Source organism: Luedemannella flava (assembly GCF_039528515.1).
Classification (GTDB): domain Bacteria; phylum Actinomycetota; class Actinomycetes; order Mycobacteriales; family Micromonosporaceae; genus Luedemannella; species Luedemannella flava.
Window position 1 is genome coordinate 13,296 of record NZ_BAAALT010000036.1, and the last position, 17,596, is coordinate 30,891.

A 17,596-nucleotide genomic window follows, 5' to 3' on the forward strand; every position below is an offset into this window, starting at 1 on the left:
ACGAGGGGTTCACAGTGCCTCCATCTGCTTCACGATCACCGCGAACTGGCGCGGGGTCGGGATCCTGGTCATCGGCTCGGTGAGGAAGGCCCACAGCTCCGGCCCGCAGAGCCGCCGCGCGGCCGCGCGGTCGTGTTCAAGGGTGAGTCCGTGCCGCTGGCGCAGCCGCTCGTCGACGATCTCGCCGATGAGGAGCGGCATCCGCTTCATGAAGCGCTGCCGCTCGACGCCGGACCACTCCAGCCGCATCTCCCAGCGCAGCACCGCCCGGGACAGGCCGTCCGCGCCGACGACACCGTCGTCGCGGGTCGGGTCGTACGCCACGACGCGGTGCGCGACCAGGTCACGGGTCAGCCGCCGGCCCGGCTCCACGACGAGCCGCACCGCGCGACGGATCACGAGGACCGCCAGCGTGAACGCGAGCAGCAGCGGGTACGCCATCTTGACCTGCAGCAGCGGCAGCATCGCGTAGAGCACGGCCGCGATGAGCGGCGCCGTGATGGCGGTCCGGATGAGGAACTGCCGGGCGGGGCGCTCGGGCTTGCGGCGCGGCGTCGGGTCGTCCTCCTCCCGGCTGAGCAGGTCGTCAATGCCGACGATCCGTTCGGCGCTCATCGGGGCCCCACTACTGGCGCGGGCGGGCGGGGGCCCGCGTCCGGTGCCGCCGGGCCCTCGGGCGCCGACGGGCGGGGCGCGGCCGGCCGGGCGGACAGCTCGCGCCGCAGCTGGGCCAGGGCGGCCCGGGCCTCGTCGCGCATCCCGACGTCCACCTCGTGCCGGGCGTAGCGGGCCTCGTGGTAGACGTGCGCCAGGTGGTCCAGCGCCTCGACGCTCACGTCGTGCGTGCGCAGCAGGCGCAGCACCACGTCGGTCGCGGTGTCACCGACCTCGCGCGGCGCGCCGGCGGCCGTTGCCGCCTCCTCCAGCCGCAGCCAGCACGCGATCACCGCGCGGCGCGGGTCGGCGTCATCGTCGTCGAGCGCCACGAGGCCCTCGTCCAGGGCGCTGCGCATCGCGGCGATCCGTTGCGCCTCCGGCAGGGGCGCGTCCAGGTCGGTGGCCGGGGGCACGCGGCGCGGCGCGATCTTGTCGCGCAGCATCAACCACAGGGGGTACGCCACGAGGGCCAGCACGATGAGCAGACAGACGGCCCCGATCAGGTTCGTCAGCCAGGTGGGCACGTGCCACGGCGCCTCGGGCGGGCCGGTGGGCGGGGCGGTCGCCTCGGCGCTGGGCGGCGCCACGGTCGGGATGTCCCCCGCCGGGGCCGGCGTCTCCACCAGCCGCGTGATGAACGTGACCTCGGGGTGCGAGACCAGGGACGCGATGATGACGACGCCCAGCAGCGCGGCGACCGCGGCGAGCGGTCCCCACCGGCGCAGCGCTGAGCGGTTCACCAGGGCAGGTTAACGCCCGCACGCGAACCGCACGGTCCCGGTAACCCTCGGTCCAACATCTGATCGATCCCGCTGATCGTTACTCATCCCGGGGCGGCAATCGATACATGGGGGTACATCATGAGAATTTTCCACCGACGTCGACTCGGCGTCGTCGTCGTCGCGGCGGCATCGGCGCTCGCCTTCGCGGCGGGCGGCGCCGTCGCCGCGGCCACCACGCACGACGGCGGCGCCGTCACGAAGACGGCGGTCCGCACAGAAAGCACGTTCTCCACCCACACCGGCACGACATTCACCGCGCTGGGCACGGTGACGGTCGACGCCACTGCCGGCGGCTTCGTCGTGGCGACCTTCTCGGCGGAGAGCGCCTGCTACGGCGCAGCGGGCACGTGCCAGGTCCGCATCCTGGTGGACGGGGTGGAGGCCAACCCGGTGGCCCCCAACGACTTCGCCTTCGACAGCACCGACGGCGGCACCGAGACGTCCAGTTCGTGGGAGTCGCACAGCGTGCAGCGGGTGTGGAACACCGCGATGGACGGCCCCTGCACCGTCGAGGTGCAGGTGAAGCAGGCGTCGGGCGTGACCGCCCGCTACGACGACTGGACGCTGACCGCGATGGCCATCGCGCCCTAATCGATCATCCTTATCAATCTTGGGACGAAACACGCGGATATCCACGTGTTTCGTCCCAAGATTCCCCACGAAGATCACCCTCTGTTGAGGATGTCGCGAGTCGTCAGCGACTCCGCTTATGAATCCGCCCAACCCAGCGAGCCGATCCACCGGAGGACGTAGCCGCCCGTGTCTAGACGCCGCGCCCACCGCAGTACCCCAGTGAGCCGCGCGGCGCGCTCCTCATACGGCGTGCCCCAGAATCCCAACTCCGGGCGTTCGGCCGTCGCTTGTTCCCATACCTCGACTTCCGCCGCGAGCGCGTCGATCGACTGATTGCAGACCTTGCAGCGATACCGCCGACCTCGACGGTCGATGACGGCCCACATCGGGGCATGGCAGTACAAAAACCGATCCAAGTAGAACGGTCCTTCCTCGTTCACGGTGCCGCCACATCCGTAGCCGCCGTCTTCGCAACCAACGCGCGCAGATACGCCGCGCGGATCATCAGGCCGACCGGCACGTCGGTCACGACGCCGTCGTCGAGTTCCACGCCCTGGACGCGAACCCATTCCTGCTGGGGGTGCAGGTCTTCGGGCGCCTCAGTCAGCAGCAGCTCGGTCGGCCCGGTGGCGCCGAGCCGGTCTCCCTCGGGAATCCTGATCGTCATGCCCTTCGCGAGCACTCCTGTCTCCCCTCGCGCGCCCCATCATCTGACCGTTACGTCGAGTGAGCCGCACCGCTACAACGCCGGCACGGTCGGCACCCTCATCGACCATGCGGGGATGGGCGCGATCACCTCAACGCCCGTGCTCGAAGTTGCTTGGGAACGTCAGCAGTCGAGTGCGCTGATCGCCTCGGTGATGATCCGGCGCGCTGGTGCTCCGACGACCGCCATGGACGAGAGTTCGGTGAAGGTCCGCTCATAGATCGCGATCTCGCGAGGCTGGGTAATCGTGATCCTCGCTGTCGGCGTCTCGATTCCTACCCGCCCATCGTCGTAGATCCAGAAGCCCGGAGTTGACCACATGGTGCGGGCGATACCGCGCGGAATGATCCCAAGGCTGACACTCGGCAGTCCGGCTACCGTGATGAGCCACGCCAGTTGCGACGCCATCATCTCCGTGTCCCCGATACGGGCGTACAGGGCTGCCTCTTCGAGCACCACCGCGAATGTCCGGTCGCCCGTCCGCACGATCCGTTGTCGATCCATCCGCGCTTGCACGGCCTGATCTACGTCGTCGGGCACGCCGCTGAACTCGACAATGCGCCGCATCCTCGCTGTGGCGTACTCGACGGTCTGAAACAGGCTCGGGATGACGCCGACCTCGTAGATTCGGAAGCTGCGCGTCCGCTCGAACAAGGGAATGGACGCCTCTTGCAGCCGCCGCAGGCCGCTTCGTTCGAGACGGCGCCACTCGACCCACATGCCCTCGACCGCATGCAGCGACGCAACGAGGTCAGGCATCTGATCGGTTGCCCGCGCGTGTTCGCACCAGGCCGCGACGTCGGCCACGGTCGGCGCCTGCCGCGCGTGCTCGATCTTGCTGACCTTCGACCGCTGCCACCCCGCCCGCGCGGCGAGGTCGCTCGCGGTCAGGCCGGCTTCGATCCTGATCTCACGTAGGCGCGCCGCGAATGCGGCCCGTGCCTCCTGCACGGCCGAGGTCGTAGGGCGAGGCGCCATGTCAGGTCGGGCGGTAGTCGCTGTGATCGACTGCCCGATCCCACGCCGCCTCGAACGACGCTACGCAGAACGCGAGCACTTCGGGGTCCTCGTTAGGTTCGACCCCCACGAACTCACCGTCGCCACTGGCGAGGTTGAAAAGCAGGACGTCGTCAACGAGCCAGAAGTCATTTCCCGGCAGTCTGAGATCGGACGCTCGGTGTCGGGGCAGCCAGCGAACGGCTTCGCCGCCCGCAAGATTCGCGAACGGCGTCACCTCGAACTCATACCGGACGTAGTCCGTAACCGGCTCCGACACGATGCGGAGCCGCCGAATATCACCACCGCGTGAGACAAGGGGTGCCAACAAGCCGTGCCACCACGCATCGCCTTCGCTGCGATCGAACAGCTGGCCAGCTTGCCACGCCACGAATCGGTCCGTCCGGGCGTAGGTATCACGCATTTCGAGGTGAAGTGCCCGCCGCTGGGCCATCGGCAGAAGATCAGCCAGCGCCACCACGGCTACCGTTCACCTCCGGGAACACAGGCATCAGCCGCTTCGGAATGCGGATCACCGTCTCATGCGCCGGGACGTCACCGATCTCGGCGAGGGTCGCCTCGTCCGTGATGCGCCAGCCCTGCACGACGTAGCAGTCCCCGTCGTCCCACACGGTAGGCGACTGGTCGCGATCAGAGTTCGGGTCTTTACCAAGGAAATGCAGTCCCATGATGGCCTCCCTAGCCGCGCTCAAGCGCCGATGTAGCCCGAGTTTGCCCGCTAAATCAATCGACAAACAAGATTGTTGCTCCGGATTGCTCAACGGCCCCGCATCGGAACCATTCGTCCACTCACGGGTGCTCCACGAGATCGGCTACCCCGGCGCTCGCGGAGGCAGTCGCCGCCGCTTGGCTGGCCGGGGTCGTAGGCGCCTCTCAGAAGGCGGGCTCGGGCTTGTCATCAAACCAATCAAGCGCACAAGCAACCACGTAGGCGCCCTCCCATGAGTCACGGTCAACCCACGTCTTCGCCCCGACATGGTTCTCCATGTGGCTGTCAGCGCGGAGCTTCCGTGCGGACACCTCGTATAGCGGACTCTTGCCGTAGGAAACCACGCCCGTGTCGGTTATCGCCCACTGCGGCGGGCACAGCTGCAAGATCGGCCGGCGGCTTGGATGAGTGCTTGCCACTACCAGCGCGTCACGGATGCCGGCGAAGAGCGTCCGCACGTCGAGAACCTCTCGCGATGTGTGCCGCTGAATCGCGCGGCCAAGCCGCACCATAACGTCATCGACGCTCAAGTCGGTGTCCCACGTGACGCTCTCAAGCTGGCTGCCATCGAGCTCCTCAACTACGAACGTGATCTCTTCCTCACCATGGAACGGGTCGGGGTCTTCGTCATAGTCAACCCGCACAAAGATCGAGAATCCCTCGGAAACAAGCACCCGTGGCCCCCGCCAAGGACGGATCAATCCCATGTCGACGGCACGCACGAGAGCCTCAAGGACTGCCGCCCGCGATGGAGCACCCGCAAGCGAGTCGAAGGCCGCAAGATCTTGATCACTTTCCTGAGCCAGCCTCGACGACACCGCCGCCGCTACCTCATCGATTCGCCGCTCGACGCCCTGCTCAAAGGTTGTCACGCGCTCCGTTAGGGCATCAACGCTCGACTTCGTCTCCACGCGAACACGTTCGATCTGTCGATCAAGCCTCTTGATGATCAAATAGAGCGGCCACGCCCAAGGCCAGTGCCGCGAAGATGTTGACCAAGACGCCCGCGAGCCAGTCGAGAAAGCCTGCGCTCGACATGAGAAATGTGACGCCCAACAACGCCAAACATCCGATGGTCACCAGCGCCATGGTCAGCTCTATGCCCCGGAATCGCTTCAAGCGCATGCCTCGTATCGCCCTTCTGCCCCGGTAGAGGCTAGCCGCCAAACGGCTCGCGGCGGTACGCGCGCGCCGATCTAGCATCCCGATCCGCTGCGAGCGGCGCGCCGGCCGCTCACGCCTCCGTGCGAAACCCGCGAGGCGCGCGACTGGGGCCGTCGAACCTACGGCGACGGGTGGGTGATGATGACCCACACGGCCACGCTCAACGCCACGACGGCGAGCACCTGCGCGAACTGCGCGGCCGAGATCCATTGAACCTTGAGGTCGTTACCCTTGCGAAGCTTATCGACCGTTCCAATATGGAGATGGGCGATCACACTGCGCGCCTCGGCGTCGGTGTGATCGCGCTTCGAGGTGCGCATCTCGGTCATGGTCGCGGCGTCGGCTACCGGGTGCGGCGGGTAGAGGTGCGGGATGTTAACCAAGATGCCAAACACGGCGGCGCCGAGGAAGAAGACGAGCGCGACGATGACCGCGCCGAACGCGACTGTCGGAAGCGCCCCGACCCCGGCGCCCTTCGCGAGCGCGCCGATGCCGGTCAACAGCGTGACAAGCCCACCCGACTGCGCCACCACCGACACCCCGCGCGCCTCCAAGGTCGCTCGGCGCTCGCGTTCCGTCTTTAGCTCGCCGTCGATAAAGGCCGAGTAGACCTCTTCGCCGGTCACCGGCCGGACTTTCGCCCTCGCGCCCCGCCCTCGCTATGGATTAGTTCTGTCGTCACCCACGACACGTCAACCGGCGGCGCGGGCGGCGCACTCTCGACCGGCGCGGCGGGTGTGGCTTTGGCCGCGTCAGCCGACACGGCCGAGGTCGCCGAATCGTGCTGGTCGGTCATTCGCCGCTCTCCACTACGCGCTGCCGGCGAATCTCGCCACGGCCGCGCGTGGGGTCGCCGTTGCGAATGAGATCTGTCGTCACCCACGACACGTCAACCGGCGGGGCGGCGGAGGAGGCGGGGACGGCGGGGCAGTCGGCGTCGAGCCGGACGTGTCTTCAGACATGCCATGATCGCTTTCTAGCGGATACGCCGATCAATACCGGCGAGGCGCGACGACGCTAGCACTCGCAGGGCGCGAGTGCTAGCGAATCGGCGTTTGCCCTTGTACGGCCGGCGAGTCGCGCTGAGCGGCTGACCCGAACGTGGGCAGGTCGCCACCCGCGTCACCCAGCGCCCCCGTTTCGCTGCTCGTAAAGTCGCTCGAACCAACCTTCGGCCCACGGCCGCTCGGCGAGATCAGTGATGCCTGCGATCTCTTTCGCCCGCCTGAAGATGTCGTCCAGCATCGGCGGCGTCAGCAGTAAACGAGACGTGTTCTGCTGGCTCACGTGGTAGCAGCCGAGCAACGTCGGCGCGCCGGGGAGGTCGACCCGCGCTCCGTGACCGAACGCGGGGCGCGGGACCGGGGCGCGTAGCCCGTACACCCGGGTCAGGACCGGCCACCACGCGGCCCACGCGAACCCGCCCAGGGCGACCACGACGCGCAGGGTGGGTTTGATGAGCTCGACCTCGCGGTGCAGCCACGGGGCGCAGGTGTCGCGCTCCGCCGGTGTCGGCTTGTTGTCCGGCGGGGCGCAGCGGACGGCCGCGAAGACGCGGGTGTCGGTGAGCGTCAGGCCGTCGGCCCGGCCGACGCTGTGCGCCTGGTTGGCCAGGCCGGCGCGGTGCATCGCGGCGAACAGCACGTCGCCCGACCGGTCGCCGGTGAAGATGCGGCCGGTGCGGTTGCCGCCGTGCGCGGCCGGGGCGAGGCCCAGGATCGCGATGCGCGCGTCGGGCTGCCCGAACCCGGGCACGGGACGGCCCCAGTACTCCTCGTCGCGGAACGAGGCGCGGCGCGTCGCGGCGACCTCCGCGCGCCACTCGACCAGACGCGGGCACGCGAAGCAGTCGCTGACGGCGGCGTCGAGGGTGGCCAGGTCCGCGGCGCGGCGGGCGTTGGTGATGACCTGCGCGGGCGTGTCGGTGCGGGCGGTCACCCCAGGTGCGTGTCGAGGAAGGCCAGCGTGCGGTCCCAGGCGGCGGCGGACGCGGCCGGGGCGTAGACCTCGGGCCGGTCGTCGTTGAAGAACGCGTGGTGGGTGCCGGGGTAGTCGTACACCTCGGTGGTGCCGCCGGCGGCCGTGATCGCGGCGACGGCCTGCTGGATGCCGGCCGCGGCCGACGTGCCGTCCTCCTCGGAGCAGTGGAACTGGGCGGCCTTGCCGGCATAGTTAGTCCACTGCGGACTCATCCGCTCCCACGGGACGGCCGGGTAGAAGCCGACGGCGGCCTTGATGTGCGGCGACAGGGTGGCCGACCAGAGCGCGAGGCTGCCGCCCATGCAGAAGCCCACGGTGCCCACGCCGGCGGTGACCTCGGGCAGCGCGGCCAGGTAGGCGGCGGCGCCGGCCATGTCCTTGGCGGCCTGGTCCATGGCGAGGCCCATCATGAGCTTGCCGGCCTCGTCCGGCTCGGAGGTCTTCACGCCGTGGTAGAGGTCGGGGGCCAGCGTCACGTAGCCGGCGGCCGCGAACCGGTCGGCCACGTCGGTGATGTGCCCGACGAGGCCCCACCACTCCTGGATGAGGATCACGGCCCGGCCGTTCGGGGCGGCCGGCTCGGCCAGATAGCCGTCGCTGGTGCCGCCGTTGCTGGCGTAACTGACAAGGTCACCCATACCGCCCAGCCAACCACGTCCCTGGGCATACGTGAAGTAGGCGCGGGCGGGCGCCCGCGCCTACTTCGACGATCTACGAGAAGAGGCGCACCGCGGCCGTCACGGCCCCGCCGAGCGTCGCGCCGACGCCCAGGATGGCGAGCACGGCGGTCGCCCCGCAGCCCGACCGGCCGCCGCCGGCGCTGCCCGGGTTGGCCCCGGTCACGTCGCCGCCCGCGCCGCCGATGCCGGCGTCGCCGCCATCGCCCACCGAGTCGCCGCCGGCACTTCCGATGGTGCCGCCCGACTGCTCGTGGCCCTCACCCAACTCCGCCACCAGGTCTCCCTTCGCCTGTCACCCTCACTTGCTGATCGCCTGCAGACAGACCACCTTGCCGGACGCCCTGCGGTCGGTGCTGTCGGGGATCCAGATCGGCATGTTCGACGCCGGCCACCTGCCACAGTCGGCCTCCGCGAGCATGACGTTCTCGACGATGCCCAACACCCGGTACGCGGCGGCCTGATCGGTGCAGTCCACTTTGGTGTTGCGGATATCGATGCTGTCCGTGCCGGCCAGCGCCGTCAGGCAGTCGCCCACCACGGCGTTCGTCGCGTCGTCCTTCGTGGTGACCCACTGGTACGCCGCGCCGACGAGCAGAACGACCAGCACCGCCCCCGCCCCGAGGAACCACAGCAGCCGCTTCGAACGCGGCTTCGCGGCCGGCTCCTCGTCGAACATCTCGACGTCCTCGTCGACGGGGTGATCCTGCGACACGGGTGTTCCTCTCCACGGTCCGGCAGCGCGTACACGCTAGCGGTCCGGGGCCGCGCGCACCATCCGGTGTTTGATCACCTGCCCGGGGAGGCCGCCGGGGTCGCGGTCGGGGTTGTTGCCGGAGCCGACGCCTCGGGTTGGGCCGACGGTCCGGCGCCCGGCTCGGACGTGACCGGCGCGGCGGAGGCCTCCATGCCCGGCCGCCACTGGCTCGGCGGGCACAGCGGATACCGGTACGGGTTGCGGTCGATGGACGGGTCCGGGTACTCGGTGTGGCAGCGCCAGTACTCCCCGATCTGGATGGGGTTGCCGTTCTGGTCGTAGAACTGGACGCCGTCGAGCGGGTTGCCGTTCTGGTCGTACGGGTACACGTCCGTGATGCCGCCGAACGGGTTGTAGTAGCTCGGCCCGCTCTCGTACTGGAACGCCCGCGGAGCCAGGTTGACCAGGGCGAGCAGCACGATGAGCGCCCCGGCGGCGTAGACGGCCCAGCGGCGCCACCGCGACAGCCCCGGGGTGGCGCGCCCGACGCGCACCGAGGCGACCACAGCCGCGCCGACGACAAGCAGCCAGACGAGCGATTCGCCTGGATTCAACCGGAACGGTAGGAGGCGCGCGAAGAACTCGTCCCGGGCCGCCAGCAGGACGAGCAGGCCGAGCAGGTAGCCCCGGAGGACCCACCAGCCGGGCCGCAGCAGGTGCGCCAGGTCGACCAGGCGCGGGTAGCCGACCAGGCGCCCGGCGGCCCGGTCGGCGCGGGACGCGTACACCTTGATGTTGTTCAGCAGTTCGTCTACCACGACGGGCGCACGCACCGCCCCCGTGGCGGGCGGGAGCCCGGCGGCCGCGCGCAGGTCGGCGGCGTACCGCTCCGGAGGGCCGAGGCGTCCGGCGAGGTCGGCGCCGCCCTCGGCGAGCACCTCGGCGAGGTGGGCGGGCTCGTCCTCCAGCAGCTCCTCGCGGGTCTCGGCGGGCAGGTCCGCGAGGGCGGCGCGGACGCGCTGGAGGTAGTCGCTGATCTCGGTGCTGGTGAGGGTGGTCATGTCGTGGCCCCCCGTTCGGCGAGGATGGTGTCCATGGTGGTGGCGAAGGCGCGCCAGACCTTGCCCGAGGTGGCGAGCTGGCTGCGGCCGGCGGCGTTGAGCGCGTAGTACTTCCGGTGGGGGCCCTCCTCGGAGGGCACCACGTAGGTCGTGAGGTAGCCCGCCTGGAAGAGGCGGCGCAGCGTGCCGTAGACGGAGGCGTCGCCCACCTCCTCCAACCCGCTGCTGCGCAGGCGGCGGAGGATGTCGTAGCCGTAGCCGTCCTCGTCGCGCAGCACGGCGAGGACCGCGAGGTCCAGCACGCCTTTGAGAAGTTGGGTGGTATCCACGCTGTGCACGGTACTGTGCGATGCGAAATACTGTCAACGGCAGACATCCACAAGGGACAACTGTGCGATCAGAGGTAGGGCGCGCGCAGGTCGCGGCCGGGCACGTCGTTCAGGTCGAGGAAGACGGCGATGGCGTCGGCAGCAGGCTCCAGGCGATGCCGTCGAGGATGTCGTGCTCGGAGGCGATGACGGCGTCCGCGCCGGCGCGCTCCATGAGCACACGCAGCACCAGCGCGCCCGCCCCGATCACGTCCGCGCGGCCCGGGTGCATCGCCGGCAGCGCCAGCCGCTGCCCGCGCGTCATGGCGAGCAGGTCCGCGCACACCTTCGCCACGTCGTCGTAGGACAGCCGCGCGTGGTGGATGCGTTCAGGCTGGTAGTGGCTGAGGTTGAGGACCAGCGCGGCCACCGTCGTGACCGAGCCCGCAAGACCCACGAGAGTACGCGCACGCGCGGCGCCCACCACGTCGAGCGCCCCGGTCACGGCGGCGGCGATGTCCGCCTCGGCGGCCGCCACCTCGGCGGCGCCCGGCGGATCGCCGTGCAGGTGGCGCTCGGTCATCCGGACGCACCCGACATCGATGCTGACCGCCCGGTCGACGGTCCGCTCCCCCACCACGAACTCGGTCGACCCGCCGCCGATGTCGACGACGAGGAAGGGCGCCGCGGCGGTGGCCGGCAGCCCGCGCACCGCCCCGCTGAAGGACAGCCCGGCCTCCTCCTCGCCGGTCGCGACGTCCGGCGGCACCCCGATCGTGGCCACCACGATGTCCCGGAACTCGTCGGCGTTCTCCGCGTCGCGCGAGGCGCTGGTGGCGACCATCCGGACGCGCGTGGCACCGAGGTCGCGGATCACGGTGGCGTAGTCGGCCAGGGCGACGCGGGTGCGCTCGATCGCCTCGCCGGCGAGCCGGCCGGTGCGGTCGACCCCCTGGCCGAGCCGCACGACCTCCATGCGCCGCACCAGGTCGGTCAACGGCGCGCCCTCCTGCTTCGGCAGGTCCGCCACCAGCAGCCGGATGGAGTTCGTCCCACAGTCGATCGCCGCAACCCTCGTCACCGGCTCACCCTAACGCCAGCCGTATCCGGGTTATGGCCGCCGGGCGCCGTCACAGGTGCAGGAGCATGCGGGTGTTGCCCAGGGTGTTGGGCTTGACGCGCTCCAGGCCGAGGAACTCGGCGACGCCCTCGTCGTACGAGCGCAGCAGCTGCTCGTAGACGTCCGGTGGGACGGGCGTGCCGTCGATCGGGCGGAAGCCGAACGAGCCGAAGAAGCGGGTCTCGAAGGTCAGCACGAAGACGCGGCGCACGCCCAGCACCCGGGCCTCCGTCAGCAGCGCCTCCATGATGACGTGGCCGATGCGCCGGCCGCGCAGGTCCGGGTCGACGGCCACCGTGCGGAACTCCGCGAGGTCCTCCCACAGCACGTGCACCGCGCCGCAGCCGACAACCGCGCCGTCGATCTCCGCCACCCAGAAGTCGGTGACGTCCTCGTACAGGGCGACCGTGGGCTTGCTGAGCACGCGCCGGTCGTCGGCGTACACGTCGATCAGGCGGCGGATCTCACGGACGTCTGCGGTACGCGCGCGACGGACACTGACGGACACCCGACGAGCCTAGACGCTGTCCGGGCCACGACAGAGCGTTGCCGGGACGTTTGATCGACGACACATTCGTCGGGCATGACCGAGCGAAGCGAGGGCATCATCAAGATCAGAATCAGTCGTGCCACCATCTCGCGAAGCGAAGTGGCGGCATGACCCGGACCTATCGCGTTCTCGTCGTGGTTGCCGGCGCCACGGCGCTCGTCGTCACCCTCGGGTGCGGCGTCATCAACCAGGCCAAGGATCTCGTCGACAACGTCGCCACACTGAGCGACTTCGCCGACCGCCTCGGCAAGGCGCAGAATCTCACCTACACCGCGAAATACGACATCGTCGGACAGGGCGACGACAAAGCCCGGCTGACGCTCGCCCAGGAGCCGCCCAACACGGTGTTCATCGGGAAGAACGGCCGCTACCTGTTCACCAGCGAGGCCACCTACCTCTGCGAGACCGGGAGCGGCGAGACCACCTGCACCAGATCGCCGAGCGCGGCCACGGCGGCCGGCGCCGACGGGGCCGCCCTGGCCACCGCCGCCGGCGGCACGTTCGTCAGCCCGGAGCTGGCCCTCGGGCTCGTCCTCGCGGCCAGTGTGGTGCCCGGCGCGAAGGTGTCGAAGTCGGAGAAGACCATCGCCGACCAGGACGCTCTCTGCGCGGACGTCACCGGCCTGGAGGCGGCGGCCAGCCCCGGCGACACCGACGCCGTGCGGGACTTCTCCGTCTGCGTCACCTCCGACGGCGTACTCGCCTCATTCTCGGGTTCGTTGAGCAACGGCGAGACGACGAAGGTCGAGATGACCAGCTACCAGGACAGCGCCGACGCGAAGCTGTTCGAGGTGCCGAAGGGCGCGAAGATCGTCGACGCCGGCGCGCTGCCGACGCCGACGGGCTGACGGTTCAATCGTTCGGGGGCGCGACGCACGGGCCGGCCAGCCACCACGGGCCGCACAGCTCCAGCGTCTCGTCCCCGAGCGGGTTCACCCCGTGGCCAGCCGCGAGGGCGTGGCCGAGGTGCACGTGCAGGCACTTCACCCGGTTGGGCATGCCGCCCGCGGAGACGCCGGCGATCTCCTCGACGTGGCCGATCTCCTCGCGGCGGGCCAGGTAGCGCTCGTGCGCCTCCTGGTAGCGGGCGGCCAGGGCCGGGTCGTCGGCGAGCCGCGCGGCCATCTCCTTCATCACGCCGGCCGACTCGAGCGTGCTCACGGCGGCCGTGGCGCGCGGGCAGGTCAGGTAGTACAGCGTGGGGAACGGGGTGCCGTCGGGGAGGCGGGGCGTCGTCTCCACCACGTCGGGCAGGCCGCACGGGCAGCGGTGGGCCACCGCTCGGGTGCCGCGCGGGGTGCGCCCCAGCTGGGCGCCGACGATCGCGAGGTCCGCCTCGGTCGCCGGCTCGTGCGTGGGCGCCCCCACCAACGCCGCGGTGTCACTCATCGTTGTCCCTTATCCCGTCGGGGCGCCGTCGGCGGCCTGGATCGTCGACCAGAGCTGGTCGAACCAGGGGCCGGAGTCCTTGGCCTTCGCCTCGTCGTTGGCGATCGCGGGCTGCGGCGCCTCAACGATCACGTACGCCACCTCGCCCGGCTTCACGTAGTGCAACCGGCGGCGGGCCTGCGTCCGGACGTACTCGTCGTCTTCCCACTTCGCGAGCTGCTCCGAGAGGCCGGCGATACGGTCGCGCTGCGCGTCCTGCGCCTGGCGCATGCGCTCGATCTCGGCCTGTTGCGCGAGGTAGACCCGCACCGGGTACGCATACGCCAGCACGAGCGCGATGAGCACCAGCCCCAGCACGGTCGCCCGGCCGCCCAGGCGGCGCGGCTGGCGGCCCCGGAGGCCGTCGCTGACGACCCGTCGGGCCCGCGTGCGCTCGGTGGCGCGCGGGGCCCGCTCGGCGCGTCCCGGGGAGCCGACCCGCGATGAGTTGGCCGCGGGGCCGCGCGCGGCGCCCCCGGGACCACTGCCTCCAGGCCGGGCGCCACGACGACCGCTCGGGGTGTGACCGCCCGGGCGCTGTCCGCCCGGCATCCGCCGCTGCGCCATCGCCCGTCACCCCGCTCTCCTCGTGTGCCCGGCGGGCCTCAACGCGGGCCGGCCGGAAACCTCGGCGCGAACCAGCCGGCGTGCCGGTCACCCAGGTTCGCGTCGCGAGCGGGTGACCGGCACGATCGGCCGGTGTGGAGCGCGGAGGTTCATCGCGCACGTTCCGCCAGGCGGAAGGTGCGCGACGTCAAACTACGCGCGCCTTCCGTAGGAGTGGTGTCCTCCCGCGGAAGGTCAGCGGCATTGACTACGCCTTACCGTACCTCGGGAAGGCGGCCTTGCCGGCGTAGCGCGCCGCGTCGTCCAGCTCGTCCTCGATGCGCAGGAGCTGGTTGTACTTCGCCACGCGGTCGGAACGGGCCGGGGCGCCGGTCTTGATCTGACCGGAGCCCACGGCCACGGCCAGGTCGGCGATGGTGGTGTCCTCGGTCTCACCGGACCGGTGGCTCATCATCGTCCGGAACCCGCTGCGGTGGGCCAGCTCGACCGCGTCGAAGGTCTCGGTGAGCGACCCGATCTGGTTCACCTTGACCAGCAGCGCGTTGGCGGCGGACAGCTCGATGCCGCGCGCGATGCGCTCGGGGTTGGTGACGAACAGGTCGTCGCCGACGATCTGGATCCTGCCGCCGAGGGACGCGGTCATCGCGGCCCAGCCCGACCAGTCGTCCTCGGACAGCGGGTCCTCGATCGACACGATCGGGTAGTCGGCCACGAGCTGCGCGTAGTACGCGATCATCTCGTCGGCGGACTTGTTCGCGCCCTCGAAGACGTACGACCCGTCCTTGTAGAACTCGGTCGCCGCGACGTCCAGCGCCACCGCGATGTCGGTGCCGAAGGAGTAGCCCGCCTTCTGCACCGCCTCCGCGATGAAGTCGATGGCGGAGGCGTTGGTGGGCAGGTTGGGGGCGAAGCCACCCTCGTCGCCCAGGCCCGTGGACAGGCCCTTCTTCTTGAGCACGCTCTTGAGCGCGTGGTAGACCTCGGCGCCGGAGCGCAGGGCCTCCTTGTAGGTGGGGGCGCCGATCGGAGCGATCATGAACTCCTGGACGTCCACGTTGGAGTCAGCGTGGGCGCCACCGTTGAGGATGTTCATCATCGGTACGGGCAGCAGGTGCGCGTTCGGGCCGCCCAGGTAGCGGAACAGGCTCAGCTCGGCCGAGTCGGCCGCAGCCTTCGCGACGGCCAGGGACACGCCGAGGATGGCGTTGGCGCCGAGGCTGGACTTGTCGGGCGTGCCGTCCAGGTCGAGCATGCGCTGGTCGACGGCGCGCTGGTCGGATGCCTCGTAGCCGACGAGCTCGGGCGCGATCTTCTCGACGATGTTCTCGACGGCGGTCTGGACACCCTTGCCGAGGTAGCGCTTGGCGTCCCCGTCGCGGAGCTCCAGCGCCTCGAACGCGCCGGTGGACGCACCGGACGGCACGGCCGCCCGGGCGATGGTGCCGTCGTCCAGGCCGATCTCGACCTCGACGGTCGGGTTGCCGCGCGAGTCAAGGATCTCGCGGGCGATGATTCCCTCGATGGTGGCCACTGTTCGATAACTCCTCAAGTGCGAAGGTGCGGCTGACGGCCGCGCCGCTGAGGCCGAAGTCTTCGTTACGGCAGCCTATCGAGGCCGTCACCGAGCGGTCGCGCGAGGCTCGTCCCCCGCACACGATGGTGGGCTACGATGCCGGTCGCCGACCCCTTCTTATTACCCTACGGTGGTTAATCGTGACGGTCAGCTACATCCCGGCGGTACGTGCCCCCCGGCCCCCGGATCCCGATGACCTCGCTGTGTTCGTGGTCGGCACGGACGTGATGACCGACGCGGACGGCCTGCCCCGCCTCGGCGCGGTGCCCGACGGGGTCGAGCCGATCCACCTGGGCAGCGTGGACGGGCGGCCGGCATGGCTCGTGGACCTCACCGGCGCGGCCGGCGACCGCCCCGACCCGGAACACATGACCGTACGGCCGTGGGCGTGGTTCACGGCACATCCCGATCCGGCCGTGACCCAGCTCGCGGCCCGCGCCCTGCAGGTCGCCAACTTCCGGCGCGGCCGGGTGTTCTGCGGCGCCTGCGGGACCCGGATGGTCGACGCCGCGGCCCTGCCCGCGCGGACGTGCCCGTCGTGCGGGCGGTTCGAGTGGCCGGCCCCCATCGCGGTGGCGCTGGTCGCGGTCTGGCGCACGGGCGCCGACGGCCGCCGGGAGCTGCTCCTGGCCCGTCACTCGTACGCGCACCGGGACTTCTGGGCGCTCGTGGGCGGCTACCTGGACCCGGCCGAGAGCCTGGAGGACACCGCGCGCCGGGAGGTCGCCGAGGAGGTCGGCCTCGACGTCGACCAGGTCACCTACGTCGGCAGCGAGGGCTGGGGCGCGCGCGCCCCGGGCGTACTCCTGACGGTTTTCACCGCACGCTGCGCGGACCCGCAGGCGGCCCCCGTGGTCCAGGAACAGGAGATCGCCGAGGCGCGGTTCTTCCCCGTGGACGAGCTGCCCGCCGAACTGCCGCCGACGTCGATCGCCCGCCGGGTCATCGACTCGATGCGCTCGGACGTCACCGGCTGACGCCCGTCCCGTCCGCCAGCAGCGCGGGCAGGTGGCGGGGCGCCGGGGAGCCGTGCGCGAGCATCGCGTCGTGCCAGTCGCGCGGCGGCACGTCGGCGGGTCGGCCCGCCGCGGCCGCCGCGACCTCCAGATAACCCACGAAGTACGTCGAGAGCTGCGTGGACGTGAGCAGCGCGCGGCGCCACTTGCCGGCCGCCTCGCCCTCCTCCTGGAAGCCGCTGCCGGTCATGAGCGCCATGGCGTCGGCCTCGGCGAGATCGTCGCAGTGGGCGAGCTGGTCGAGGATCGCGTTAATGATCATGCGGAGCCGCATCTTGAGCTGCTGCAGCCGGACGGGCAGGCCACCGTAGCCGTACTCGACCATCAGCTGCTCCGCGTAGACCGCCCACCCCTCCACGAACGACCCGGACATCGTCACGGCCCGCACCGGCGAGCTGCCCCGGTAGCGACGGGCGTGCGCGAGCTGCAGGAAGTGACCCGGCATGGCCTCGTGCACGGTCAGATTGCGGATCATGTGGTCGTTGTACTCGCGGTAGAACGACGCGACACGCTCGGCTGGCCAGCCGGCCGGCGTCGGCGCGATGCAGAAGAACGTGGGCAGCCCGGCGCTCTCCAACGGACCCGGCGGATCGCAGTAGGCCACCGCGACGCCGCGCGAGAACTCCGGCATCTCCAGGACCACGCACGGATCGTCCACGAGGGACACCAGCTCCTGCTGCGCGACGAACGCGGTCGTGTCGGCGAGCATGTCGCGCGCCAGCCCGACGATCGTCCCGTCGGACGGGACGTGCCCGGCGAGCCGCCCGAGGGCGGCCCGCACGGTCGCGTCGGATTCCGCTTCGTCGGTGTAGGCCGCCGCGGCCTGCCGCAGCGCCGCGGTCGTGTTTTCAAGCTCCGAGTACGCCCGGCGGAGCAGCGCGGCCGCGCCCATCTCCGTGTCGAGGGTGTGCCAGAGCTTGCCCTCCCAGATCCGCCGGCCGAGCCGCGGGTCGCGGCCCGGGTCGGCGGCGGCGCGGTCGCGCGCCCACGCCGCGAAGTCGCGCAGCGCCG

At 70.6% G+C, this 17,596-nt stretch carries 24 protein-coding genes and 1 pseudogene; 3 read left to right on the forward strand and 22 right to left on the reverse strand.

Annotated elements, in window-relative coordinates; genetic code table 11:
• Window positions 1–9: 9 nt before the first annotated feature.
• Both ABD211_RS07670 and ABD211_RS07675 read right to left on the reverse strand, forming a co-directional pair.
• A complete protein-coding gene (locus ABD211_RS07670) occupies window positions 10–615 on the reverse strand; it encodes a hypothetical protein (RefSeq protein WP_344127736.1) in 606 nt (201 codons plus the stop codon).
• Complete coding sequence (locus tag ABD211_RS07675) at window positions 612–1,397, reverse strand: DUF4129 domain-containing protein (RefSeq protein ID WP_344127738.1); 786 nt, start codon at window positions 1,395–1,397, stop codon at window positions 612–614. Before ABD211_RS07675 ends, ABD211_RS07670 begins: the two co-directional genes overlap by 4 nt.
• 120 nt (window positions 1,398–1,517) lie before the next feature.
• Between ABD211_RS07675 and ABD211_RS07680 the strand changes: the two genes are divergently transcribed.
• The gene (locus ABD211_RS07680) at window positions 1,518–2,030 is read left to right on the forward strand and encodes a hypothetical protein (protein WP_344127740.1); all 513 of its coding nucleotides are present in this window, start codon (window positions 1,518–1,520) and stop codon (window positions 2,028–2,030) included.
• 116 nt (window positions 2,031–2,146) lie between these two features.
• Here ABD211_RS07680 and ABD211_RS07685 read toward each other — a convergent pair whose 3' ends face one another.
• The 16 genes and pseudogenes from ABD211_RS07685 to ABD211_RS07760 form a co-directional block, all read right to left on the reverse strand.
• Complete coding sequence (locus ABD211_RS07685; protein ID WP_344127742.1) at window positions 2,147–2,452, reverse strand: hypothetical protein; 306 nt, start codon at window positions 2,450–2,452, stop codon at window positions 2,147–2,149.
• Window positions 2,449–2,694, reverse strand: coding sequence for a hypothetical protein (locus tag ABD211_RS07690; RefSeq protein WP_344127744.1), 246 nt, complete (start codon window positions 2,692–2,694; stop codon window positions 2,449–2,451). Before ABD211_RS07690 ends, ABD211_RS07685 begins: the two co-directional genes overlap by 4 nt.
• 147 nt (window positions 2,695–2,841) lie before the next feature.
• On the reverse strand, window positions 2,842–3,669 hold the full coding sequence (locus ABD211_RS07695) for a helix-turn-helix domain-containing protein (protein WP_344127746.1): 828 nt from the start codon (window positions 3,667–3,669) through the stop codon (window positions 2,842–2,844).
• Between the two features lie 28 nt (window positions 3,670–3,697).
• The gene (locus ABD211_RS07700) at window positions 3,698–4,195 is read right to left on the reverse strand and encodes a DUF6879 family protein (RefSeq protein ID WP_344127747.1); all 498 of its coding nucleotides are present in this window, start codon (window positions 4,193–4,195) and stop codon (window positions 3,698–3,700) included.
• The gene (locus ABD211_RS07705) at window positions 4,179–4,403 is read right to left on the reverse strand and encodes a hypothetical protein (RefSeq protein WP_344127749.1); all 225 of its coding nucleotides are present in this window, start codon (window positions 4,401–4,403) and stop codon (window positions 4,179–4,181) included. Before ABD211_RS07705 ends, ABD211_RS07700 begins: the two co-directional genes overlap by 17 nt.
• 205 nt (window positions 4,404–4,608) lie before the next feature.
• Window positions 4,609–5,355: a hypothetical protein gene (locus ABD211_RS07710; RefSeq protein WP_344127751.1), complete on the reverse strand. Its 747-nt coding sequence runs from the start codon at window positions 5,353–5,355 to the stop codon at window positions 4,609–4,611.
• A gap of 22 nt (window positions 5,356–5,377) precedes the next feature.
• Window positions 5,378–5,533 (reverse strand): hypothetical protein, encoded by a 156-nt coding sequence (locus ABD211_RS07715; RefSeq protein WP_344127753.1) that lies wholly within the window; start codon window positions 5,531–5,533, stop codon window positions 5,378–5,380.
• Between the two features lie 194 nt (window positions 5,534–5,727).
• On the reverse strand, window positions 5,728–6,234 hold the full coding sequence (locus ABD211_RS07720; RefSeq protein WP_344127755.1) for a hypothetical protein: 507 nt from the start codon (window positions 6,232–6,234) through the stop codon (window positions 5,728–5,730).
• A gap of 574 nt (window positions 6,235–6,808) precedes the next feature.
• Window positions 6,809–7,546, reverse strand: a pseudogene (locus ABD211_RS07725) (uracil-DNA glycosylase); the annotation flags it as partial.
• A complete protein-coding gene (locus ABD211_RS07730; protein ID WP_344127757.1) occupies window positions 7,543–8,226 on the reverse strand; it encodes a dienelactone hydrolase family protein in 684 nt (227 codons plus the stop codon). The pseudogene ABD211_RS07725 and the gene ABD211_RS07730, both read right to left, overlap by 4 nt.
• 73 nt (window positions 8,227–8,299) lie before the next feature.
• Entirely contained in the window at window positions 8,300–8,542 is a 243-nt protein-coding gene (locus ABD211_RS07735) for a hypothetical protein (protein WP_344127760.1), read from the reverse strand.
• A gap of 24 nt (window positions 8,543–8,566) precedes the next feature.
• Complete coding sequence (locus ABD211_RS07740) at window positions 8,567–8,980, reverse strand: LppU/SCO3897 family protein (protein ID WP_344127762.1); 414 nt, start codon at window positions 8,978–8,980, stop codon at window positions 8,567–8,569.
• 74 nt (window positions 8,981–9,054) lie between these two features.
• A complete protein-coding gene (locus ABD211_RS07745) occupies window positions 9,055–10,023 on the reverse strand; it encodes an HAAS signaling domain-containing protein (protein WP_344127764.1) in 969 nt (322 codons plus the stop codon).
• On the reverse strand, window positions 10,020–10,352 hold the full coding sequence (locus ABD211_RS07750; protein ID WP_344127766.1) for a PadR family transcriptional regulator: 333 nt from the start codon (window positions 10,350–10,352) through the stop codon (window positions 10,020–10,022). The genes ABD211_RS07745 and ABD211_RS07750 overlap by 4 nt, the downstream gene beginning before the upstream one ends.
• Before the next feature lie 109 nt (window positions 10,353–10,461).
• Window positions 10,462–11,412 (reverse strand): Ppx/GppA phosphatase family protein, encoded by a 951-nt coding sequence (locus ABD211_RS07755; protein ID WP_344127768.1) that lies wholly within the window; start codon window positions 11,410–11,412, stop codon window positions 10,462–10,464.
• Window positions 11,413–11,461: 49 nt separating this feature from the next.
• The gene (locus ABD211_RS07760; RefSeq protein WP_344127770.1) at window positions 11,462–11,959 is read right to left on the reverse strand and encodes an amino-acid N-acetyltransferase; all 498 of its coding nucleotides are present in this window, start codon (window positions 11,957–11,959) and stop codon (window positions 11,462–11,464) included.
• A gap of 149 nt (window positions 11,960–12,108) precedes the next feature.
• Here ABD211_RS07760 and ABD211_RS07765 point away from each other — a divergent pair, with 149 nt between their 5' ends.
• Window positions 12,109–12,849 (forward strand): hypothetical protein, encoded by a 741-nt coding sequence (locus ABD211_RS07765; protein WP_344127772.1) that lies wholly within the window; start codon window positions 12,109–12,111, stop codon window positions 12,847–12,849.
• A gap of 4 nt (window positions 12,850–12,853) precedes the next feature.
• On the opposite strand, the gene ABD211_RS07770 is transcribed toward ABD211_RS07765, so the two are convergent.
• The 3 genes from ABD211_RS07770 to eno form a co-directional block, all read right to left on the reverse strand.
• Entirely contained in the window at window positions 12,854–13,390 is a 537-nt protein-coding gene (locus ABD211_RS07770) for a DUF501 domain-containing protein (protein ID WP_344127774.1), read from the reverse strand.
• Between the two features lie 9 nt (window positions 13,391–13,399).
• Window positions 13,400–13,996, reverse strand: a complete 597-nt coding sequence (locus ABD211_RS07775) for an FtsB family cell division protein (RefSeq protein WP_344127776.1) — start codon at window positions 13,994–13,996, stop codon at window positions 13,400–13,402.
• A 247-nt stretch (window positions 13,997–14,243) separates the two neighbouring features.
• Entirely contained in the window at window positions 14,244–15,527 is a 1,284-nt protein-coding gene (gene eno / locus ABD211_RS07780) for a phosphopyruvate hydratase (RefSeq protein ID WP_344127778.1), read from the reverse strand.
• 182 nt (window positions 15,528–15,709) lie between these two features.
• On the opposite strand from eno, the gene ABD211_RS07785 reads away from it, so the two are divergent.
• Complete coding sequence (locus ABD211_RS07785) at window positions 15,710–16,546, forward strand: NAD(+) diphosphatase (protein ID WP_344127780.1); 837 nt, start codon at window positions 15,710–15,712, stop codon at window positions 16,544–16,546.
• Here ABD211_RS07785 and ABD211_RS07790 read toward each other — a convergent pair.
• Window positions 16,536–17,596, reverse strand: a 1,061-nt coding sequence (locus ABD211_RS07790) for a DUF885 domain-containing protein (RefSeq protein ID WP_344127782.1), incomplete at its 5' end; no start/stop codon positions are given. The two genes, ABD211_RS07785 and ABD211_RS07790, sit on opposite strands and share 11 nt — an antisense overlap.

What these genes read in the sequence shown, in the direction of transcription:
- ABD211_RS07715 (WP_344127753.1), bottom strand. Translation starts at nt 5,533, where the DNA reads ATGGCGCTGGTGACCATCGGATGTTTGGCGTTGTTGGGCGTCACATTT.
- ABD211_RS07730 (WP_344127757.1), bottom strand. Translation starts at nt 8,226, where the DNA reads ATGGGTGACCTTGTCAGTTACGCCAGCAACGGCGGCACCAGCGACGGC.
- ABD211_RS07765 (WP_344127772.1), top strand. Translation starts at nt 12,109, where the DNA reads ATGACCCGGACCTATCGCGTTCTCGTCGTGGTTGCCGGCGCCACGGCG.
- ABD211_RS07775 (WP_344127776.1), bottom strand. Translation starts at nt 13,996, where the DNA reads ATGGCGCAGCGGCGGATGCCGGGCGGACAGCGCCCGGGCGGTCACACC.
- ABD211_RS07670 (WP_344127736.1), bottom strand. Translation starts at nt 615, where the DNA reads ATGAGCGCCGAACGGATCGTCGGCATTGACGACCTGCTCAGCCGGGAG.
- ABD211_RS07770 (WP_344127774.1), bottom strand. Translation starts at nt 13,390, where the DNA reads ATGAGTGACACCGCGGCGTTGGTGGGGGCGCCCACGCACGAGCCGGCG.
- ABD211_RS07680 (WP_344127740.1), top strand. Translation starts at nt 1,518, where the DNA reads ATGAGAATTTTCCACCGACGTCGACTCGGCGTCGTCGTCGTCGCGGCG.
- ABD211_RS07745 (WP_344127764.1), bottom strand. Translation starts at nt 10,023, where the DNA reads ATGACCACCCTCACCAGCACCGAGATCAGCGACTACCTCCAGCGCGTC.
- ABD211_RS07705 (WP_344127749.1), bottom strand. Translation starts at nt 4,403, where the DNA reads ATGGGACTGCATTTCCTTGGTAAAGACCCGAACTCTGATCGCGACCAG.